Here is a 21,514-nt window from a genome sequence, read left to right as displayed (position 1 = left end):
GTTAGACGAATCGAACCTCTTCCCGATTACCGGAAACGATCTCTCCGATTCTGTGGACGGACTCTCCCGTGGATTCTAAAAATTCTTCGGCAATATCGACGTGCTCTTCGGAGACGATCAGCATATAACCGATTCCCATATTAAACGTTCCGAATAGTTCCAATTCGTCGAGTTTATAATCCCTTTTAATCTTCTCGAAAAAATATCCGGAAGGAATTTTGTCCTTATAGAATTTTGCCTGAAATCCTTTCGGAAGAACCCTTGGAACATTTTCCTGATATCCGCCTCCGGTAATGTGTACCATTCCTTTGACCGGAACCTTTTGCAAAAGTTTTAATATGCTTTGAACGTAAATTCGAGTCGGCTTGAGAGCATAGTCCTTTAAGAACTTCACTTGTTCGGGATCGGATGGAAGATGTTTTCCGTCTTTTAATAGGAGCTTACGAATGAGAGAAAAACCGTTGCTATGAGGTCCACTGGATTCGAGCCCCAAAATCCGATCTCCCGACCGTATCATGGAACCATCTATCATCAAATCCCTTTCGACCACACCCACCACAAAACCGGCAAGATCAAACTCGTCTTCCTTCATCGTTCCGGGATGCTCCGCAGTCTCTCCCCCAAGCAAAGACGCGTTAGACAACTTGCATCCATGAACGATTCCGGCAACGATTCGATCCATCTTCTCAATATCCAACCTTCCGCATGCTATATAATCCAAAAAGAAAAGAGGTTCCCCGCCGCAAACGAGAATGTCGTTCACACACATTGCAACCAAATCAATTCCGATCGTGTCGAAAGTGTTCAACAATCGTGCAAGTTCTATTTTTGTTCCGACACCGTCGGTACCGGACAGAAGAACGGGTTGGTTGTATTTTTTTAGGATACTTACGTCGTAAGCTCCCGCAAAACCGCCGAGACCGCCGAGAACTCTGGGGCCATGAGTAGATTCCACGTTTCGTTTGATTTTTTGTACGAACTCTCTTCCCTTTTCCGTATCCACACCGACACTTTTGTATGTGATCTTTTCTTCCATTCTCAAGTTCCGATTCTTTTTTAGAATAGCTTGAAAAAGTCAAAATCCCTGCACACAAAAAAAACCGGACTCATAAGGAAATCCGGCACTTAAGGACGAAGATTCGGGATTTCAGGAAATTATTTCATCTGGTCAATCTGCTCCATTGCGGCCAATTCTTCTTTGGCGGCGGCTCTCGTTTTCAGATCCCTATCGCCCGGCTTTAAATCTACGGCCTGTCCCGCTTCGATCAAAACTTTGGCATTATCGGATTTACGAATAATTTCAACGGCCCCTTCCCGAACCGCAAACGTTCCGGTCTCGTCTTTACCGTTCACTCTCCCCCAAAATTGAGTTCCGCGAACTGCCGCCACTACGGTAGGTGTGTCGACAAGCAGACTCTGGCCTTTCGTGAGTTTACTTGCTTTGATGAGAACGTTTCCTTCAGAAACCTGAAAAGAAGCACTGTCTGCATTGAGAGCGGCTAAAGTCGCCGTGCTTCCGCCTAATAAACGAAAACTGCCAAGTTTGGAAGTGAGATCCAAAACCGCATCCGAATCCGTTTTGACGGATTGTTTTTCAGTCACGTTTGCAAGCGGAAAAAGCTCCTTGCCAGTCTCCAATATGAAAGCCTTTCCTTTGAGAAAGGTTACGACTGCGTCCGAGCTTTCGAGAGCCTTAGGTTTACAAACGATGAAAAAGAATAAAATCGCGATCGTGCTCAGTAAGCGAATCATAAATACTCCGATTCAATCCTCTATAGATAAGTTTTCGTAATTATACTCTAATTCGAAAAAAACCAATCGAATTTTTAGAATAAAGTTTAGAAATTTATTTCAAAAAATTTTAAAACCACTTTAGAAATTTATTTCCATAGAACTGGTTTTTAAAATTCAGGTCGAAACTCTTTAGCGGAAGGTAATTTATATTTAGAACTTGCTCTCGGATTGCAAAAGTTCAGTCGCTAATCGAAAGTGAAATTCCTCATCGCTGTTTAAAATAAGCTTGTAAACGGACCCAGAAGACGAATTCCAATTCGAAACTCTTTGAGGAACTTGTAAAGAATTCAAGAGATGTGTTATTGTCCCCGAATTTCCGTCGTAAATCCTCACATTCGGAAAGTTTTTTAGGATTATATGTTTTAGAAAAATATAATGTGTACACCCGAGGACGAGGTTTTCCACATTTTCCTCCTGGAGTTTTTTCAAAATAGGTCGAAGATATTTTTCCGCCTCGTCAAATTCCCCCTTATCCACCAATCCGGCTAGACCGGGACAGGAAACGGGAAGAATCAATTCCCCCGCTCCCAATTCCGCTTTGAGCCTCTGTAATTTTTCCTCTCTTTGCGTGACCGGAGTTGCCAGGAGCGCGATTTTTTTTCCGGGATTCTGCAATATCGCCGGTTTAATCGCCGGTTCCATCCCGAAAATAGGAATAGAAAACTCCCTTCTGAGAGTTTGTGCGGCGGCGGACGTAGCCGTATTACAAGCGAGCAGAATCGCGTTCACGTCTTCTTCCTTCAATTGTTTGCAAACGTCTCGTACAAGTTCCAGAATTTCAGAGGCTTCCCTTTCTCCGTAAGGACTGTTCTTTAGATCTCCGTAATATACGACCTCCAGTTCCGCATCGTATTTCAGAATTCCCTTAAGCACGGACAAACCGCCCATTCCGGAATCCATCAATCCGATCTTTAACGGCCCTTTCAAATGTAATCCCTCAACTGAAACGAATTTTAGACGGAAGCGATATACTCGCCGATTCTATCCCGAAGTGTCCTGTAGATCCAATCGAACTTTTCTTCGCTTTCTTCGAGCAACGTTACGCGAAATCCGTCCTTTAGCGTACAAAACGCAGACAAAGGTACAACACAAATCCCAGTGGAAGCCAATAGATAATACACAAATCTTCTGTCGTTTGCGGCGGATGTCAATAGCGGTTGGATGAACTCGTCGGCTTTTTTGTTCTCCACGTTCAACTTCATGGAGGAATCCAAAACATCGTCGTCAAAAGCAACCGTGAGATAAAACGCTCCCTTAGGCTCCACTACCTTTACGCCTTTTAACCCGGAAAAGTATTCCGTTGCAGCGCGTGCGCGTTTTTTAAACTTTTCGTTCCTTCTTTTTAAATGTGAAATAAAATCCGGATGGGAATATACTTCGGGTATCGCCATCTGAGGCAGCGTGGTCGAGCATACTTCGAGCATTTTTGCGTCTAATAACGATTTTATGTAACGGCTAAAAACAGGATCCTTTTCTTTGTTAAAGATCTCAAGCCATCCGCAACGTCCCCCCGGCCAAGGAAACTCTTTTGAAATGGACCGGAGCGCCATTCCCGGCACCTTATCTCCTATGACCTCCGAAAGATGCAGAGGTCCGTGATCGGAATAGTTCACGTGCGCGTATGTCTCGTCGCAAATCAGCATAAGATCGTATTTTTCGCAGATCGATACGATCTTCTTCATAAGAATTTTATCATACACTGCGCCGGTAGGGTTGTCCGGATTTATGAGTAAAATTCCCGCTATGGAATCGTTATAACGCACTTTGTTTTCCATATCCTCCAAATCCGGCATCCAATTATGTTCCGGTAGAAGATTATACGTTAGGTGTTCATATCCGCTATGTGCCGCCTCGGCGGAAGAAATGGTGGAATACGCGGGACTCGGTCCTAAAACTCGGGCTTCCCTTCGCATAAAACCGAATATTTTTGCGACGGCATCTCCCAATCCGTTGAAAAATAGAAGATCGTCCGCAGTGATCTGCGCTCCTCCTCTTTCGTTCACTTTTTGGGCGAGGAATTTACGGGTAGGCTCGTAGCCTTGCGTCGCGGTATAGGCCCAAGACTTATCTTTCATCACAAGATTGGAAACAATTTCTTTCATCCAATCAGGAATAGATTCTCCTTTGAGAATCGGATCTCCTATATTTTCATAAGTGATCTGAAGACCCAAAGCCTCCAATTTTTTCGCGACGGCTACGATCTGTCTGATTTCATAGATCAGAGCGTCTGCTCCGCTGTGAACGATGTTCCTTCTCATCCCGTCCCCTCTTTTTTCTTAAAAACCCTTACTCGTTATTTTTGAATCAACTTCACCAGAAGTTCCAGAGTCGATTTTTCTCGATAGATACGGAGCTTGATCTTGCCCCCAAGTCCCACTATTCCAACTTGTTCGCGCAGATCATTAATATTTTTGACCGGAACTCCGTTTGCCTCCAGAATAAAGTCGTAACGTTTCATTCCTCCAAGTTCAGCCGAAGACTGAGGCTCCATATCATAAACTAGTATTCCCGTCCAAGAACCGGGAATTCCCAGTGCGATTCTGTGATCCGGAAGCGGAATCGTCGCCATCACTCCGAGAATCGCAGGACGAATATGTCTACCCTGATTGGATTCGATCATTCTGATGATTTTCAGCGCATAGTTACTCGGAATCGCGAAACCGATTCCCGAGTTTTTTCCCGTTTCGCTTCGGATCAATCGATTGATTCCGATCACCTCTCCGTATATGTTTAAAAGCGGCCCGCCGCTACTTCCGGGATTGATCATGCTGTCGATTTGAATGTGAGTCTGTCCGGTCTCGTCCAAATCTTCCCTATATTTCGCGGAAACGACGCCCACACTAAACGAACGCTCCAAACCGAAGGGCGAACCAATCGCGATCGCCCAATCTCCAACTTCGATTTGATCCGAATCTCCGAATACGACCGGGCGCAATCCCGATCCTTCTCTGATTTTCAAAAGCGCGATATCAGCGCGTTCATGACTTCCGACATACTTTGCGGCGTGAACACTCCCGTTGGAAGTGATCACTTCGATGCTTTCCGAATCTTCGATCACATGATAGTTCGTAACGATATAACCTTTTTCGTGAACGAAAAATCCGCTTCCGAAAGAAGCCGGTCTTTCGCTCTTAAAATCAAAGTAATGATACGGACTTGTTATCGATTCGCTTTTTTTCGTTCGAATGGAAACCACGGAATCCCTCGCGAAATGATAAACGTTTCGAAACGAATTCTGAATTTCAATCGCAGACTTTTGTTTGTCGGAGCTGATCGGTCTCTTATCGGAGAAAAGAGAAGACAGCGAACAATCCTTCGGAAAAATCAGAACCAACGTTAGAACAATGAGAAGAATTCCGTTAAAAACGACTACCTTTGGGAGTGAACGTATAAATTTCATGCTAGAACCTAAATTCAATTCCACTCGTTCGAAGAACAAGTCTAAATCGAAAATCAAAGCCGGACTCGGAAGAACCTTAATCTTAATGACTCTTTGTTTTGCTCTTGAAAATTGTGTGGGGTATCTTTGGCATTTAGGAACCGGACAACTCGACATTTTACTGAAACGACAATCGATCCAATCGATTCTTCAAGATACGAGCACAAAGAAAGAATTAAAAATCAAACTGCAACAAGTCGAAACGTTTCGAGAATACGGAACCAAAGAATTGGCCCTGAATCCGTCCTCAGGATTTAAAAGTTTCGTAGAGTTGGATCGAAAGGAAATCGGTTGGCACGTCGCCGCCTGTTATCCTCTTAAATTAGAATCCTATACGTGGTGGTTTCCGATTGCGGGAACAGTTCCTTATAAAGGTTACTTCGATTTGGAAAAAGCGAAAGAAGAAGAAAAAAAGCTCAAAGAAAAAGGATTCGACACGAGGATCAGAATCACCTCCGGCTATTCCACTCTCGGTTGGTTTGAGGATCCGATTTTTTCCTCCCAACTAAACGATAAGGAACCTTACGAAGTCGCCTCTCTCGTGTTTCACGAAATGGCGCACGCCACGGTTTATTTTCCGGGAGATTCCCTATTTAACGAAAGTTATGCGAGCTTCGTCGAAGAAGAAGGAACTTTCCATTTTCTGGAATCCGTGGAAGGAAAAGAAAGCCCGATCAAAAAGGAAATTCTTCTTAAAAAGATAGAATCACAGAAATTTAAAAAACTTTTGATTTCCACCGCGGACAATCTGCAAAAATTATACGTTTCTAAAAGCAGCGATCGGGAAAAACTAGAGGGCAAGAAGCGCATCTTGAACGAATTCAAAGACGTTCTTCTTTCCACCAAAGAAGAATTCAAAACGATTCATACGGAAAGGCTCGCTTCTAAAAACTGGAATAACGAGGATTTTGTGGGTTATCTAAGATATCATTCCGGTTCCGACTTTTTTCGAAAAGAGTTCGAAAAAGCGGACCGTAATTTCACAAAGTTCCACGAAAGGATGAGATCCCTTATCGATCTTTCGAACGAGGAACGAAAAAAATTACTTCAATCCAATTCGTTATACACGGAGTAGAATCGGCACAAGCTTCATGAGAACATCGGAATTCAATAAAATTCATTGGAATTTGTTCTAGTAATCCTAGACCCGTTTCAGATCTCATTTTTTTGATTTTCGTTTTGGAAGTGAAATTCACACTTCAAAAAATCTAAAGAAATGGTTTCTTTACTTCAATGCTCGATATGATTGGCGCGGGACTAAAGAAAAAAGTGGGATTGCTGATAGGCAAATACGAATAACGTTATCTACCGGTTCGTTAGTATAAAGACCAAATTCTATTCTTCCGAAATAAAACTGTTTGTATAAAGCCTATAACCGTTCCAAATTCGATCCAAAGGATAGATTTCCTTAATATCGTCTAACGTTTCCTGGAATCGGTTATAAAGCGGAATTTTCGTTCCGCTGCGTTTGGTAAAACGTTTTAGAAAATCGACATGCGCGGTATCCGTTTGATCTCCAATAAAGACGACTCCCGGGCTTAAAAAATTTTGTCCGATCCAATAAAAAGAATCCCTATAATTTTGAATGTCGTAGCGTTCCTCTTCCAAAAAGGAGGAGGTAAAAATCCAATTTCCTTTTTTCGGAGTTCCGTAGGAATTTGGAAGAGTATCTCCCCCGAAACTCAAACTCACCTGGTTGACAATCTCCAAAGGCTCCTGCAGAATGTAAAGACGGCTCTTGGAATCAGAACCTAATTTTCCCGAGCCGGCCTCATAAACTTCGAGATCTTTTAAGGACTTCTTCCAACTTTCCTTAGATTTCGAACCTGCCAAAAATTGAATTTGATATTCGGGAGAAAATTCCTCCTTTGTGGAAAAAATGGGATTCGTAACGAGAGATTTAGGATCGTTGACGAGATAAAATCGATCCTCGGTTCTTGGAACCAAAGGAATTCTAAAATGATATGAACTCAAATAAAGATAGGTAAGTTTATTCTTTGCAAGTTTGATATTTTTTCTATATTCGTTTTCAAGCTCTTCCCTAAGTAAAACCTCGTAACCCCCTCTTGCCGCCTCTTCCAAATATTGAAATAAGGAAGCCCTAAGTTTACGATTGTCTTTAAAAGCAAGATCCCCTTTGGACTTCCCATTAACAAAGCGAATATAAAAGGACTCAAGACCTAAATCCATCACGGCAAGAAATTCCTGATTGGCGGGAAGCTTTTCTTTGAGTTTTTCCGCAACGGATACAAAAACGGGAATATCCTTATAATCGGGATTGGAGTTTAAAATCAAAGGCCGTGTTAGAGATAAAAGGTCTTTGGCCGCGGCGAGATCAAAGAATACCTCGGAATTGTTCTTTTGAAAACAGATCTTTTGTAAATACGTAATCAAATCTAGGAGCTCGATCCTTTCCTCATAACTAAAATGTTTTCCTCGTTTGGATCGAATCGTAGAATTCAAGAACTCGATAAACTCCCTCGGCGTCTTTGCCGACGCTTTTTCGTAAAGGGACAACCATTCCGTTTTTTCGCCCTTGCCCTCGATCGAAGAGATTTCGCCTCGGTGGAAAAAGTATTTATTCATTAGAATATTCTTATCTTTGAATATTTTTTCGTATTCCGAACCGGCCTCGAAGCGCGATCCGATTTTATTCATCCAATCCTTACTCTTGGACAATTCCCCTCTTGAAAATAAGGCCTGAGCGTAACCGAGCGTCATACGAAGAGCTCTGGATTTTGCCCCAGTATTCCATTCATATTCCACCAAAGACTCCGCGAGCAAGTTGACCTCTTCGTTTTCTTGAAACGGAACCGAATATAAAATCAAACGATACAAAAGACTCCGCTCCTCTGCATCCAAGGATTCGAAAAGTTTGGAGGAATTTCCGTAAACCGCAGAGTAGAGGGAATACGGGGAAAACCAGGCTCCTGTAATCTCCCTTTTCCAATTTCGGAATAATCTTTCTCTAAATCTCCCGGTATCCTCGTCGTCTTCCTTTTTCCTTAAGACTTCGAGCGCATCTTTCCAATTTCCGGAAAGAATCATATATAACTCTTCCTTTCTACGGATTTGATTTTTAGAAAGAGTCGCGCCTTGTAAAAAATATTTCTGCGCATACAAACCTTGCAGAATCTCCTCCGCTCCCCTTATTTCTTCGGAGTCGCTCGAATTTTCCAAAGCGAGCTTTCCAACAAATTCCCCGACATCCGGTTCATAATTGGTTCTTGCAATTTTTAGAATATTCTTATAATATAAATAAGGATCGTAAAAAGGAGAAATAACCTTATCCAACACTTTCAGTGCGGACGGAACCACGGGAACACCGCTCTTAAACGAATACAACGTCTTCAACAGATTTTTCTTGGAGGAATCCGCCACGTCTTCGAAGGAATAAGAAACACAATCGGAAAGATTCTTATCGAGATAGCAGGTCAAAAGTGCGGAAAACAAAATCGAATCCTTTACGGAATCTTCTTCCGTATCATTCAAAAGGTCACCGTAGATTTCCTTCATCGTAGTTCCCGGAGAAAGTTTCCACCTTAAACGGAGCATATCCAATTCTCCCAAAAGGTTCGTATTCTCCGTCTTTTGAAAAGACCGGTGCGAAAACGCGTTGGTATACGCCTCTCTTAAATTCTCTTTTCTTTCGTTTTTTCTAGCCAAAACATGTAAATTTTCAGAGGATCGCCGCGTTTCTTTTTTCCTCAAAACGCTCGAACCTAAAAATAAACTTCCAGGAACGAAATCGGACAGAACGCTTTCCGGAAATACGGTTTCGCAGACGGTATTCAAAAGACAGATTGAAACATTACGAATTCCTGATGCGTTCAACACTTCGTAAACCTCGGAAATTTTTCCGAGGTCGAGCTTCGTTTTCTCATAGAAAAGAGCAGAAGAAATCTCGCTTCGATTGTGAAAAAGATCTCGAATCGAAAGACTTTGCTCGGAAAAACTTTCTCCGAAAGAATTATCCCCGCTGATACTCGGAAAAGGAGCCACGAGCATGTCCGTATCCAAAAGCCTGGTTAAAATCTGATTTGAAGCAATTTTTTTTACGAGAAGAGTCGAATCGTAATTCGGCGATCCTTCTACGATCGCAACGTTACGCGCTATTCTTTGATCTTTTTCCTGAAGGGGCCTCAGATGAGAAGGTCGGAAAATTAAAGAGAACTTTTTAGGAAGGGTATTTCGAATCCTTTCGAAATCGATATGATCTCCCAGTTGTACAAACCAAATTTTCCGAGAGACAAACGGAATTTTTCCCGAATTGGAGATCCGACTTAAGACCTCTTCCAACTTTCCGGTTTGATCCAAATACTCCTCATTGGATGCCGTAGCGCGATAAATTCTTATCTTATCGTCGGTAGATTCGATTCTGAGATAACCTTCATCCGAGTTGAGCAAATCGGTCACGGCAGGTTCTTTCGAGAATATACCAAGATATCCGTCCAAATCCGGATTTTTACGATTTATAACGCTAAACTCTTTTTCCAAATCCTTAGAAAGATCCTGATATTCCTTGAGTAAACTTTCAGATTTTTCCTTTTTTTCCAACGCGTTCTGAATCGCGGCATAGACGAATTTTTGTTTTCTGACGATATTTTGCAGTCTTACGATATCGGCTGTAAAACTTGGATCTTCCGATTCGTGAGGAATTCTCACAAATTGACGGTACAGATTCAATTTGCGAAGCAAATTCAAACTTTGAAATCCTTCGAAAAACCGACCTGATTCGAAATTGAGTTCGGATTGTATTTTAAAAAGTTTATATATTAAAAAATATTTAAGTTCGCTTATCAAATGAGGATGAGACAATAAAAGGGTAATGGCCCGATCGACCCCTTCCTTTGCTTTGGAGTGACTTTTTTCCTTTCTATAAATCTCCGCCTGAGTCACAAGCGTTTCGATCCATTCTTGAATATAATAAAATTCGTTCGCGGATTCGGAAGTCAGATTCAAGGTCGAAATTGCCTTTTCCGTATCCCCCAATCGAACGTAAAGATTTGCCCTGCTGATTGAATACAGCAACCTTTCTTTTCTTGTATATGGATCCTCCGCAAGACCGACAACCTCTTTAGGAACCATAGAAGGATTCTCCAAAAGCCCGGCCGACCGACCGAACAATTCGAAACCGGACAGGACATCTCCCATTCGAAAGAATTGTTCTCCCTGATAGTAATAAACCAGCGCCAAAGTGGGATCGTGGTCCGGAAACGAATTATAAAATTTTAATATGCATTTTTTAGTTTCGGAATGGATCATTTCCTCTTGATACTGAGTATCGCCCAAACAACCTTTTACAAAATTATTTTTTGAGGAAATCAAACGTTCGGAAGCCGAACGCAGATTTTGCAACTCCAGCTCGGGATCTTTTTCCGTATTTTCCAAATATCCAAAGTAGGAATAGAGTCCTCTTTTAAAGGAAGTTCTTGCCTTAGAAGCAAAGCCCTTTTCAATTTCAAACTTCTCAGCCTGCTCATAGGCTTCCATTGCAGTCTTAAATTCATTCCGTTTAAAATTTAAATACCCCAAATCGTTAAACGAATTGGCTCGGATAAAAGAAGCCGCTAACGTAGAGCCCAAATTTTTCGACTTTACGTAAACCAGACGGGAATTAATCTCTTCGATCGCCCTTTCGATTTCCATAGACGCAACTAAGTTATTTACTCGGATCCCACTGGTCATCAAGGGTTGAAACTTAGGAGAAATCGCCTCCGGAAACCTTCCTTCGCCCGAAATACGAACCCCATCCGGAAGAGTGGTTTCCCAAACCCAATCCCAAATGTAATCCCAAAATTTAAGTTTTACGCCTTTAGGAATCCAACCGGATCCGGACCGATTTGCAAGAATTTGATCGGCTTTAACTAGATGAGATTCCGATAATTTATATTTTCCTAATTTTTGGTAACAGAGCGCTAAACCGTTGTGGAGATTGACCGGGTCTATCCATCCGCTTTCCCCATTCAAAGAAAGCGCGTCCTTATAGTAAAAAATTGCGTTTGTATATTCCCCGGATTCCATATAAGAAAGGCCGGTTAACGTGAATAAAAGTGCGAGTTTGAGCTTGTATTGTTGGAGTTTTTCCGTGCTATCCCTTCCGACCAGAGCTTTTTTGGATTCGTTTTCAAAATACAAGTTGGAAGCGGCTTTGAGTTTTTGAACCGCCGACCTATAATCGGCCACATAGATCGAAGATCTCGCGGAATTAAACAGGAATATCGCCTTCTGACGATAATTTTCAAACTGGGTTTTGGAAATGATATAATCCGACAGGGAGTCCACTTTCGAATACTGTTCGTTGGCTTTCGGATAATTTTTCAAAAGGAAATAATTGTTTCCAAGATTCAGTCTTAGATCGGAAAGGGCTTTCTTGTTTTCGAAACTTTCCCCCAAAAGCTCCAGAACCTGGCTGTAAAGTTCGATGTTTTCCTCAAAATTTTTTTCGGGAAAATATTTCTTATAAATACTTGCGTACCTCTCTTCGTCGTTCGGTTGATCCTCTCCGGACTTCCTACTTTTTAAAATGTCCACATACTGGTACATCCAACCCAAAAGTTGATAAGCTTCGTAATATCTCGGATCAGCGAAGATGATCCACCGCAGCTCGTACTCGGCTTGTTTAAAGTCCCTAAGGATCTCTTCCTTTCTCGCGGGAGTCATTGAATCGGCGGCATTGTAATAGGTCTCTCGAATCACGCTTCGATTGACCAAATAATACGAATAACCGTATAACGTCGCTAAATCCAAGACGGGCCTGGATCTTGGAATCGCGACCTTATAATATTGATTGATATAAACGAGTCCCTCCTCCGAAAGCGGATCCACGCTGGCGATATCGATCACATTGAGTTTATTCAAAAGAGCTTTTTGTTTTTCTTCGCTTAAGGAACCCGAAAGTTTGAAGACGGAATCCACCATCATCCTCTGATAATAAATCGCATATTCCTTATAGAGAGTTTCTATAAATAGGTTTCTATTTTTTACGAGAAACATATTTTCAGTATTGTAAAAGTAATGAAAGGCCGCGTCCTGAAGGTTTCCCCTACGATCGTGATCCCTCGCCTTGTTTTCAAAGTAGACAAAAGAACGTTCGATCTCCTTTTCATCCAAGTCCACGCCGAGAAGGGGATCGTATTCTTCCAAATAAATTCGAAGTTCGTCAAAAGACTTCTGAACTTCTCCGAGTCCTTTGAAATTGTCCGATTTCAGAAGATGTCCTTTTAAAAAAAGAGGATCGGTTTTTGCAACGTTTGATAAAAAAGTATTCAATAAAGAATTACTCTCCTCGAACGAACCCTTTCCGTTCAAACCGAGAGACTTAACGTATAAGAAATATTGAAACAACCTAGGGGATTTTTTTTCGAGAGAATTGGATGCAATGGAAATTTCTGCCGCGTTCGTTCGTTCCAAAAAATTCTTTCCCACGATCACTTCCCGATCGATCTGTTCGTAGAGAAGCCTTAAATCCTCCTTGCCGGCCTGAGGATCGTTGGCAACTTGAAAAAAAGACTCGGGAATCTTATACCCGTGTAGGAATGCGTTTTTGTATTGTAAATCCCCAGACTTTCGGTAAATATCCCGAATCCGATAGTAATCCGGATAATGATTTAGAATTTCATCATATACTTTCAAGGAATGCTGAAAATTTCCGGACTTCTGAGCCAAATCCCCCTCTTCCTCCAAAAGGGAAGCCAGAAGATTATTTCCCACTCCCGAAACGGTTCGAATTTGTTCATAATACTCCCTGAGTTCCCGGATCGCGAGTGGAATCGAATTCTTTCTTTCTTGCGCGAGTAAAAGTCCGTATCCAAGTCCGGTAATCGAGTCTAAACGAGAAGCCGAAATTTCTTTTTTAGCGCTTTCCGCGATTGCGAATCTTCCGGAATTTTTCGCTTCTTCGTATTTCAAAAGCAGGGCTTTGGATCGGATCAGTGGGTAAATCGGATCTTCCGAAAAGTAAAACTCAATCGCATCGATCGCCAAAAGAAAATTTTCGAAACTTTGTTTATCCTTATATTGCAGAGCGAGTTCGTATTGAGAGATGATATCTTTTTCCTTGGGCACGGCACCGGAAGCAGGAATAAAATAAATATTTAGAGTATTATAATATGCCGCCGTAAACAAAATCGAGCCGCCGTTAAACGAAGAAAATCTGGAATCGAACAAAGAATCGTTTCCAGAGGTCAACTGACGAACCACCCCCGTCCGCAAATCCTTTCTTATAATGAGACTGTTATCCCTTTCGTCCAAGCGTCCGTTTTTGTTCGTATCGTTTCGAATCGAGGTATAATATAAATACCGTTTATCGTCCGAAAGGGAAGGAGAGAAATTAAGGTATGAATCCTTTGTAAGCCTTTCGCTTTTTCCGGACGTAAGATCCAAAAGATACACGTCACCGGAAGGATTTTCCTGATACGAAAGATAAACGATCGATTTACCGTCAAAAGACCATACCGGAGAAGCTCCGCCATTTTGAGTCAATAGTCTCATCGGCTCCTTGCCTTCCGTATCCAGAACGACCAAATTCTGGATTCCAGGAGTCAAACGATCCGTGGAAAACACCAAATGACGGCTATCAGGGGCAAAAAAAGGATCCGTATCCACATTCGAATCCTTTTTACCGGGAACAGTAAAATTAGGATTTGTTAATATTACAAAATCAGAATTTATAAACCGTTTTCCTTCTAGAATTTTTTCGGCCCACAAACCCGGATCCATCTCAAGCAAAACCAAATCCCCGGAAGAATCGTATTGTTCGGATACGAAGACCAATTTTTTTCCATCCGGACTGATCGCAGGTTTAAACTCCGGCGCGGGATGCGAGGTAACCGGAACCGTGATCGAACTTTTTAAGTCACGAAACCAAATGTCGTAATTCCCCTTTTGACCGGTCGTATAAAAAAGATACCTCCCATCGGCCGTCGTAGAATTATATAAATTATTTCCCCTCTGTACGGTAAGAGGAAACGGTTTTTCGTTTTCCGGAGTGAAATAATTTACGGCAATGGAAGAATAATTGAACTCCATGGGTTTAATCCTGGAGGACGCACGAAAGATAGAACACTGATAGAGAAAGAAAAAACAGAGGAGAAGGGAAAGTCGAATCATGAACTTATTCCTTACGCACCCATTTACCGGGCGACTTCTCGTAGTATTCCCCTTTTTCCACAAGACGATACCAAGTCTGTTCGAGATGAGTTTTTAGGTGTTCCGATTTTTCTTTCGCGTTTGTCTTAGAACCCGATTCGGAACGAAAGGCGATCACCTTACCTCTATGTTCGTTAACAAGCGCAACCAAGGAATCGATCCGAGACTTCGCTTCCTTTTTGGTGAGATATCCCGCGGCCGGATTGATCCTAAGTTTTCCGTCGAGTCCCTCGGCTAAAAAACCCTCCTCTTTCCAGGTCTTGACTTCCGGAGCCAGGTATGCGAGAACTTTTAAGGACATTAGAATATCCTTATCTCCTTCGGCGTAATTATCGCCCGAAAAATCCTTTCTCCAAACTTCAGAACCCGCGGAGGAAGTTTTGACCGAAGAAATCAGCCATCCGTCCTTTTCCAAAATTCGATCCTCTCCGATCATTTGTTTTTCGGAGGAGGTCTGCGTTTGGGTAAAAGTAATGGAAGGGGATTTGATGATACAACCCGTTAAAAACGAACCCGATACGAAGAATAAAAACATTATATTTTTCTGATATAGAATTCTGCTTTTCATCTTAGGGCTCTCCTTACTGATACGTATCGATTTCGGATCTTGCTCTTTTTAGAAAATTCGCAAGCGGCATTCTCTGTTGCGAAATTTGACTATTTTCCAAATTGATGATCGTATTTAAAACGGAACGTTTAAACTGAATGACGGCATAGACGAGCCCTTTTGACAATTCCACTTCGATCTTGTCCACCGCATAACTGTTGTAGATAAAATCCGTGAATAGATTCGAAGGCGTAAAAATATTCACCGCACTTTTGGCGAAATCCCCGCCGATCTGAAACACACTGAAGAACAGATTTACGTTCGGAATCGGGTCAGCAAGATTTCTACCCGAAACGTTTAGATCCGCCTTGATCTTTCCGTCGTCGATCTTGGACCTTCTTTTAGGAGGAAGAAGTTGTTTCAGATCGATATCCTTAACCTGAAGCACAGCGCTGAATTCCATTTTCTCCGGATTTCCCTCGCCCACGTTCACCAAAATGTCTTTTCCGTTCACAAGACCGTCGAGAGTAAACACTTTCAAATATTCTAATTTTAAAAAGTTCTCCGAGTAATCGATTCTTGCGGACAAACCCGGCTGATCGTTTTTCGGTTTTACGTAGTCGAACGGAATCCCGCTGATGGAGGGATGTGTTCCGACAATTTGTTTGATCGTAAAGTTCGGAGAAGGAATTCTTCCGTAGGTTTTGATGAACTTTTCCTTGTTTCCATCGATGAGATTACGAGTCGTTTTAACGGAAAGATCGTGAACGAACGGAAATTCCGCGTTCAAACCTTCGATCTGATAGAGTTTACAATCCTCGCCGGGACAAAACGCGTTCGCATAACCGAAGTTAGAATTTTTAGAAATTAAATTTCCGTTCGCGATCGAATTTTTAAGGCGAAACTGTATCGAGAACAATCCTTCAAAGCTAATTCCTTTAAAAAGATAGGCTGCCTTCGGAGATTTTAATACGATATTTCCCTTCAGATCGGGGATAAAATCCCCGAAAACCCCCTCTTCCGATTCGGACGCCTTTCTTAAATTTCCATCTACATCCATCTTAAATTTGGATTCAAATACGCTCAGATCAAACTTCGAAAGCCTAATGGAGGAATCTTTTGCGATTTTCACGTCTAAATCCGTTTTTAAATCCCTTACTTGAATTCCAGGAAGATCGAAAAGAAATTTGCCGAAAACGGACTGATCGCCTTCCACAAGGGAATAATCGACTTCGCCTTTTAAAGCAATCTTATTGCCCAAATTGTTTCTTACGGGAACGAGACTTTCCCGAAGAGAAAACGGCAAGGTCGGAGTCAAACGATCCAATTCGGTTCGGATCACGAGGGAGGTAAGGTCCATCCGAAAGCCCTTTGTAAGATACAAACTTCCCACCGAAGAAATCATGAGCGACTCTTTTCCTTCCGCGCCTTTCGTAGAAAGTGAAAGAGAATCCAATCGGACCAAATTCGGAACGAAAGGTTTTCCGAATTGAATCCGAGTTTTCAGATCGAGATTTACAGGAATCGGAGACGACTTTCCTCTGCCCATCGGGAACCGAAACCCGGCAAGCTGAGCCATCCCATTCACATTCAAAGAATGGAATGTTCCTTCGATCTTCATCCTCAAACCCAAAATCCCGTCCAGAGTTTTCATATAATCGGTGAGATTTAAATTTTGAACCGCAAGATCCAAATCGACTTGGGAACCGCGAACGACGTTTCCGGTCGCGGCCAATCGAATTCCGTTGTAGGTAACGAGAAGCTCCCTGAGCTCTAGATTTTCAAGCACCGGAATCGGCTTATACACGTTAGGCGGTTCTTCCGTCAAAGGATGAAGAATAGAATCTGCCACAAGCTTCAACTCCGGAATTCTATGATTTTTTCCGCCCATAGAAATCAAAAGATCCTTTGCGGAAAGATCCGCTGCGACTTTCAGACGAGTATCCTTTCCGGAAATCGTAATCGGAGCCAAACGCAGCTCTCCGTCCAGCCTCATCTTGGGAATTCCGGGTATCGTAGACAAAAAATCGGAAAGCGGTTTTAAACGAATCGAAGACTTCCGAACTGCAAACTGAACGTTTCTTTCTTTGGAAGAAACTCCGGCGATTTCCCCCTCACCCGACAACCAAACGTCCTGGCCCACTTTGAATTCGAGAGATTTGAGTTTGAGTTTGTCTTCTTTTTCCAGATAACCGATTTCGTATTTGAGACCGAAACCGAATGGAGCCAGCAAACGATTCCGAATCCGGACCGGAATCGAATCCGATCCGATATCCGCTTTCGAAACGATCATTCCTCCCGCGTCACGAGATAATTCCAATCCGAGTTTAAAAGGCTGATCTAAAGATTTCGAATCGTCTTCGAAATAAATTCGTACCGTTTTTTCAGGATTCATTTGAAAGCGAATCGCTTCGATTAACTGCAGAATCCGAACGTTCAGCGGAATTTTTCGAAACCGAATCGTGTCCAACTCGAAGGCAAGATTGAATCCGTCCAATCCGGCCTTATAGGAAGAGTCCCCCGACTCTGCAACGACGTGTACAAAAATATCTTTGAGTTCGAAATTGAAATACGCACTAACCGGAACAAATGTGGAAATTTCCTCCAAAGGAGCGGACAATGTTTCTTTCTCCGGCGGAGACGACGGAGAAGAGGGAAATAGTTTTGCGAGATTCCATTCTCCCCCTTTTTGTCTGAGATCGATCCGCAACCCTATAACCGCGATCTTAGAAAGTTTGACTCTTCCTAAAAAAATCAAGGGTAGATTGTAAGACAACTCGAGTTCCTTTACGGAAAGAACCGGACGTTCTTCGAAGGAGGAATCGGATTTTAAAAGTACGTTCTCGAAGGAAATTCCGTAAAGAAGCGAAAACTTCGTCACGGTAAAACTAGCGCTCCCTCGTATAAAACCTTGCAAAGACCTGCTGAGAATAAATTGGCCCGTAAATCGGTTAAAAACCAGTTTGTAAATAATTAATAGACTAAGTAGAGAAAAATAAAATCGCCTGTACTTCTGGAAATGACGTTTGAAAGTTTCCACGATTTTTGAAAGAATTAGTATTCGAAAGATTCAAGAGCCTCTTCCAACGTCTTATAAATTTCAAAGATGCTGGCAAGTTTCGTAATCTCCATTAAGTTTTCGATATCGGAATTTAAGTTCGTAAAAACCATTCTTCCTTTTAAACCGTCGATATGTTTGTATATATTCAAAAACATGCCTAAACCGGCGGAGTTGATAAAAGGAACTTTTTTTAAATCGATAATAAATTTCGGAACGTCACCCTTGGAAATATATTCTTCTATTTTCTGACCTAACTCGAACTCATTTCCCGCTTTTATCGGCCCTTCAATCTTAATGATGTGGACGTCGTTTTTAGTGGTGACTTTGATTTTCATAACCCTGACTTGGATATTGGATGCAAATATAGTTTAATTTCCTAGCAATTTGTAAAGAGAATTTTTCGCGGAGCACTAAAAATGAAGACAAAAACCCATTTTGCCAATGCCGATCGGTCCACAAGCGATCTCTTCCTTTAAAACTTTCTGGACAAAAAGCCGACTCCTGTGATTCTTACGGGTACATATTATGGCCGAAAGACCTCCTCTCCTTTCCGTAATCATCCCAATCTATAACGAAGAAAAAACGATTCCCGAACTTACGAGAAGATTGAGTATCTTACACAATCTCCTAGCGTCGAAACATTCTTTTAAAAAAGACGACTTGGAAATTCTTTTCGTAAACGACGGTTCGAGAGACGAAAGTTTTTCAGTTCTTAAAAAATTCTGCTCGCAGACGGACGGCTATAAACTCGTAAATCTTTCTAGAAACTACGGACACCAAACCGCTATCACCGCGGGAATAGACATCGCCCTCGGAGAAACCGTAGTAGTAATGGACGGAGATCTTCAAGATCCCCCCGAATTCGTCAGCGATCTATACGGAAAATTACTCGAAGGATACGACGTCGTTTACGCAAAAAGAAAAAAAAGACCGGGAGAATCTTGGTTTAAACTTTCGACCGCGCATATATTTTACAGAATCCTAAAAGAAATCACAAAATTCGATATTCCGATCGATACGGGCGATTTTAGAATCATGAGTCGAAGGGTTACGGACGTTCTCCGCTCGATGAGAGAACAACACCGTTACATTCGAGGGCTCATTTCCTGGATCGGATTCAAACAAACCGGACTCGAATACGAAAGAGAAGAGCGCTTCGAGGGCGTGACTAAATTCTCCCTCGGAAAGATGCTCAAATTCGCGTTAGACGGAATTACTTCCTTTTCCTCTGCTCCTCTCAAACTCTCCTCGTATCTCGGTTTTTTTACCGCGTTCTGCGGAGCGATTTACGCGTTATACGTCGTTTATTTGAGAATTTTCACTTCCGAAACGATCACCGGTTGGAGTTCTATGATGATCGTAGTTCTCATATTAGGCGGAACGCAATTGCTTGCCTTAGGTATGATCGGAGAATACTTGAGTCGCGTAAACGACGAATCCAAAAATAGACCTCTGTATGTGATCGAGGACATTTATTCTTCCGCTTCCCAAAAACGAAAAGCGACGGCCAAGAGAAAACGCTAATCGCTTTTTCGGTTTTTTCCTTCTGGAGACGAATATGAAAAAAGTTAAGAACCTAACGCATAAAAACGTAACACCGAACTCCGCCGATTCCGATCTTTCAGAAAATAAAAATCTGAACTTTAGAACGAGCCGTAAATTCCTAATCCCGGGTATTCTGATCTGTTTGTTTTCTTTGGGACTCGCGTTTTATATGGGATTTCGCAATTGGGAGATTTTTATCCGCACTTGCGCTCTCAAGGATCTTTTAACCTGGGACGAAAACATACGACTCAACGTTGTTTTAGATCAATATCAGGACTTTAAGGAATTTAGGATTTGGAGAGCCTTTTTTCCCTTCTTAGAATCCCCCACCTGGCCTCCGCTTCGCTCATTCCTATCCCTGATTCTTTTAATGATTCCGGGAGACATGCCTATCACCTGGAAGGATTCTTTTTTAGGACTCGTCTTTTACGTAATCTGCTTTCCTTCCATTCTTTATATCGTTTACAAAATCACAGGTTCCCTTTGGAAAGCGGGATTGACATCGATTTTAACACTGGCTCTAACCTTACATACCACGGAAGCGCCTTCTTATAGTCTTTCCTCCATGTTGGAAACACAAGGAATGTTCTTTTTATTATGGGTTTATTATATTCTTTACAAAATCTACAGCCGGACCGAACAAAATCCGCACCGTTCCGAGTTTGACAAAACCGAAAGGATAGAACTGTCGGTTTTTCTTTCTCTTTTCGGTTTATTTTTTACGAAATATCCGTATGGACTTCTTTTATTCATCGCAATTTTTCTGTATGAGGTCGTTTCAAAACCGAAAGAATATTTTGAAATTCTAAAGTTTTCTTTGGCTCAACGGTATAAGGGCTTTAGAAGACTTTTCGTTACCTTAGTGGTGCTGCTCGTATTTTCCCTCCCTATTTTAAGAGTGGTCACGAACATCAATTTGGATCAGAGACAGTTCAAACTAGTCATCTATTACTGCACCGTTTTGCTGTTCATCGATTTCAATCTTTTTCTCTACAAAAAAAGGGAAGAATGGAAACGGATTGCCCCCTCTTCGATTCGGGTAGTTTATTTGTATGCAATCGCTCCGTCCTTGGCTTGGATTTTCGCCAACCCGGATAGGGTGATGAGTCTTATCAACGCACAGATGATCGTAAACGAATACGTGAAAAGTTTCACCCTCGCTTTATTTTCATCCCCGACAACTACGAGTCCGGTCAGCCACGTATTTCAAGAACCTTGGATCTTTCGGTTCTTTTTCTTCGGAGTCGCCGTTCTCATTTTCTCGTTTTTCAGAAAAAGAATCAAAGCGTATCCTGTTTCCCCGATCACGCAAACTCTCAAAGATCCGTTAGTCGCAGTGACAAGCATTCTATTTTTGCAGTACATCATCATAGACCTGACCACGGGCAACAAACAGTTACGACATGTGTTTCCTCCTCTGCCCGTTCTGTTTACGATTTTTTCCCTTTGGATCTTTCGTTTTATCGAAGACACATCCGAATACGTTCGATACGCCGCGACGGGATTTGGACTTTTCGTCTTTATATGGAGCGGAAGTCTTTATGTGAGAGAAGGGGGACTTTTAAGAGACAGTTTTGAAAAGGTTCAATACTTTTGTTTGAAGGGTTTTCAAACCGATCTATTTCAACCCGCAAGGGATTTAACTGCTAAGATTTCTCCAGAGGGAAAATACATCGTGTTTAACGGATTTCATGAAGATTTCAATTTCGATAAAAAAGGAAGACTGATCGCTTCCGAAATCGACCTTCTCATGAGAATGAAAACTTTCACAAAAGGAAAATATCGAAACGACTCCAGACACAAATGGAAATCTTGGGACGAATTTTCATCCGCTCTCATAATCTCTCCGACTTGCGGTCAAAAAGAACTAATGAACAAGTTTGCAATTCGTTCCGCGGCAGTCGGAAAAAGTACGACTCTCAAAAAAGAATACAAACACCCTTCGGGAAATTTTTGTCTGAGGGAATACTCGATTCAG

The 21,514-nt window shown here is 42.0% G+C and carries 13 protein-coding genes (2 of these 13 only partly in view); 3 read left to right on the top strand and 10 right to left on the bottom strand.

All coding sequences use genetic code 11. The features are described 5' to 3' along the window. Position 1: 1 nt before the first annotated feature. The 5 genes from purM to FHG67_RS07605 form a co-directional block, all read right to left on the bottom strand. Entirely contained in the window at positions 2-1,036 is a 1,035-nt protein-coding gene (gene purM, locus FHG67_RS07625) for a phosphoribosylformylglycinamidine cyclo-ligase (RefSeq protein WP_004500248.1), read from the bottom strand. Between the two features lie 119 nt (positions 1,037-1,155). Next, positions 1,156-1,764, bottom strand: coding sequence for an adhesin Lsa19 (gene lsa19, locus FHG67_RS07620; protein WP_026054698.1), 609 nt, complete (start codon positions 1,762-1,764; stop codon positions 1,156-1,158). 180 nt (positions 1,765-1,944) lie between these two features. After that, entirely contained in the window at positions 1,945-2,721 is a 777-nt protein-coding gene (gene murI, locus FHG67_RS07615) for a glutamate racemase (protein WP_004500281.1), read from the bottom strand. A 26-nt stretch (positions 2,722-2,747) separates the two neighbouring features. Continuing rightward, positions 2,748-4,052 (bottom strand): pyridoxal phosphate-dependent aminotransferase, encoded by a 1,305-nt coding sequence (locus FHG67_RS07610; protein ID WP_004500321.1) that lies wholly within the window; start codon positions 4,050-4,052, stop codon positions 2,748-2,750. A gap of 35 nt (positions 4,053-4,087) precedes the next feature. Then, positions 4,088-5,194: a S1C family serine protease gene (locus FHG67_RS07605; RefSeq protein ID WP_004496725.1), complete on the bottom strand. Its 1,107-nt coding sequence runs from the start codon at positions 5,192-5,194 to the stop codon at positions 4,088-4,090. Here FHG67_RS07605 and FHG67_RS07600 point away from each other — a divergent pair. Then, entirely contained in the window at positions 5,193-6,308 is a 1,116-nt protein-coding gene (locus FHG67_RS07600; protein ID WP_004496772.1) for an aminopeptidase, read from the top strand. The two genes, FHG67_RS07605 and FHG67_RS07600, sit on opposite strands and share 2 nt — an antisense overlap. A 260-nt stretch (positions 6,309-6,568) precedes the next feature. Here the strand turns inward: FHG67_RS07600 and FHG67_RS07595 are convergent, their stop codons facing one another. From FHG67_RS07595 to FHG67_RS07580, 4 genes are read right to left on the bottom strand one after another with little or no spacing between them, the layout of a single operon-like run. Continuing rightward, positions 6,569-14,344: a TolB-like translocation protein gene (locus tag FHG67_RS07595; protein WP_142499726.1), complete on the bottom strand. Its 7,776-nt coding sequence runs from the start codon at positions 14,342-14,344 to the stop codon at positions 6,569-6,571. A 4-nt stretch (positions 14,345-14,348) separates the two neighbouring features. Further along, a complete protein-coding gene (locus tag FHG67_RS07590; RefSeq protein ID WP_016760810.1) occupies positions 14,349-14,951 on the bottom strand; it encodes a DUF1318 domain-containing protein in 603 nt (200 codons plus the stop codon). Positions 14,952-14,964: 13 nt separating this feature from the next. Then, positions 14,965-17,970, bottom strand: a complete 3,006-nt coding sequence (locus FHG67_RS07585) for an LIC_11026 family protein (protein ID WP_142499725.1) — start codon at positions 17,968-17,970, stop codon at positions 14,965-14,967. A gap of 14 nt (positions 17,971-17,984) precedes the next feature. Next, entirely contained in the window at positions 17,985-18,326 is a 342-nt protein-coding gene (locus FHG67_RS07580) for an STAS domain-containing protein (RefSeq protein WP_000695903.1), read from the bottom strand. Positions 18,327-18,516: 190 nt separating this feature from the next. Here FHG67_RS07580 and FHG67_RS07575 point away from each other — a divergent pair, with 190 nt between their 5' ends. Both FHG67_RS07575 and FHG67_RS07570 read left to right on the top strand, forming a co-directional pair. Beyond that, a complete protein-coding gene (locus FHG67_RS07575) occupies positions 18,517-19,515 on the top strand; it encodes a glycosyltransferase family 2 protein (RefSeq protein ID WP_004500250.1) in 999 nt (332 codons plus the stop codon). Between the two features lie 34 nt (positions 19,516-19,549). Next, a protein-coding gene (locus FHG67_RS07570; protein ID WP_142499724.1) for a hypothetical protein crosses the window boundary here: on the top strand, positions 19,550-21,514 show its 5' portion. The gene runs 3 nt beyond the window's last position; the window shows 1,965 of its 1,968 coding nt (coding positions 1-1,965); it begins with the start codon at positions 19,550-19,552; the stop codon falls past the right edge of the window. After that, on the bottom strand, positions 21,511-21,514 hold the final stretch of the coding sequence (locus tag FHG67_RS21705) for a hypothetical protein (protein WP_002615246.1). Its footprint extends 140 nt past the window's final position; the window shows 4 of its 144 coding nt (coding positions 141-144); its start codon lies off the right edge, out of view; its stop codon occupies positions 21,511-21,513. The two genes, FHG67_RS07570 and FHG67_RS21705, sit on opposite strands and share 7 nt — an antisense overlap.

The organism is Leptospira weilii (assembly GCF_006874765.1).
Taxonomy (GTDB): Bacteria; Spirochaetota; Leptospiria; order Leptospirales; family Leptospiraceae; genus Leptospira; species Leptospira weilii.
This window is presented reverse-complemented; position numbering and strand designations above follow the sequence as displayed.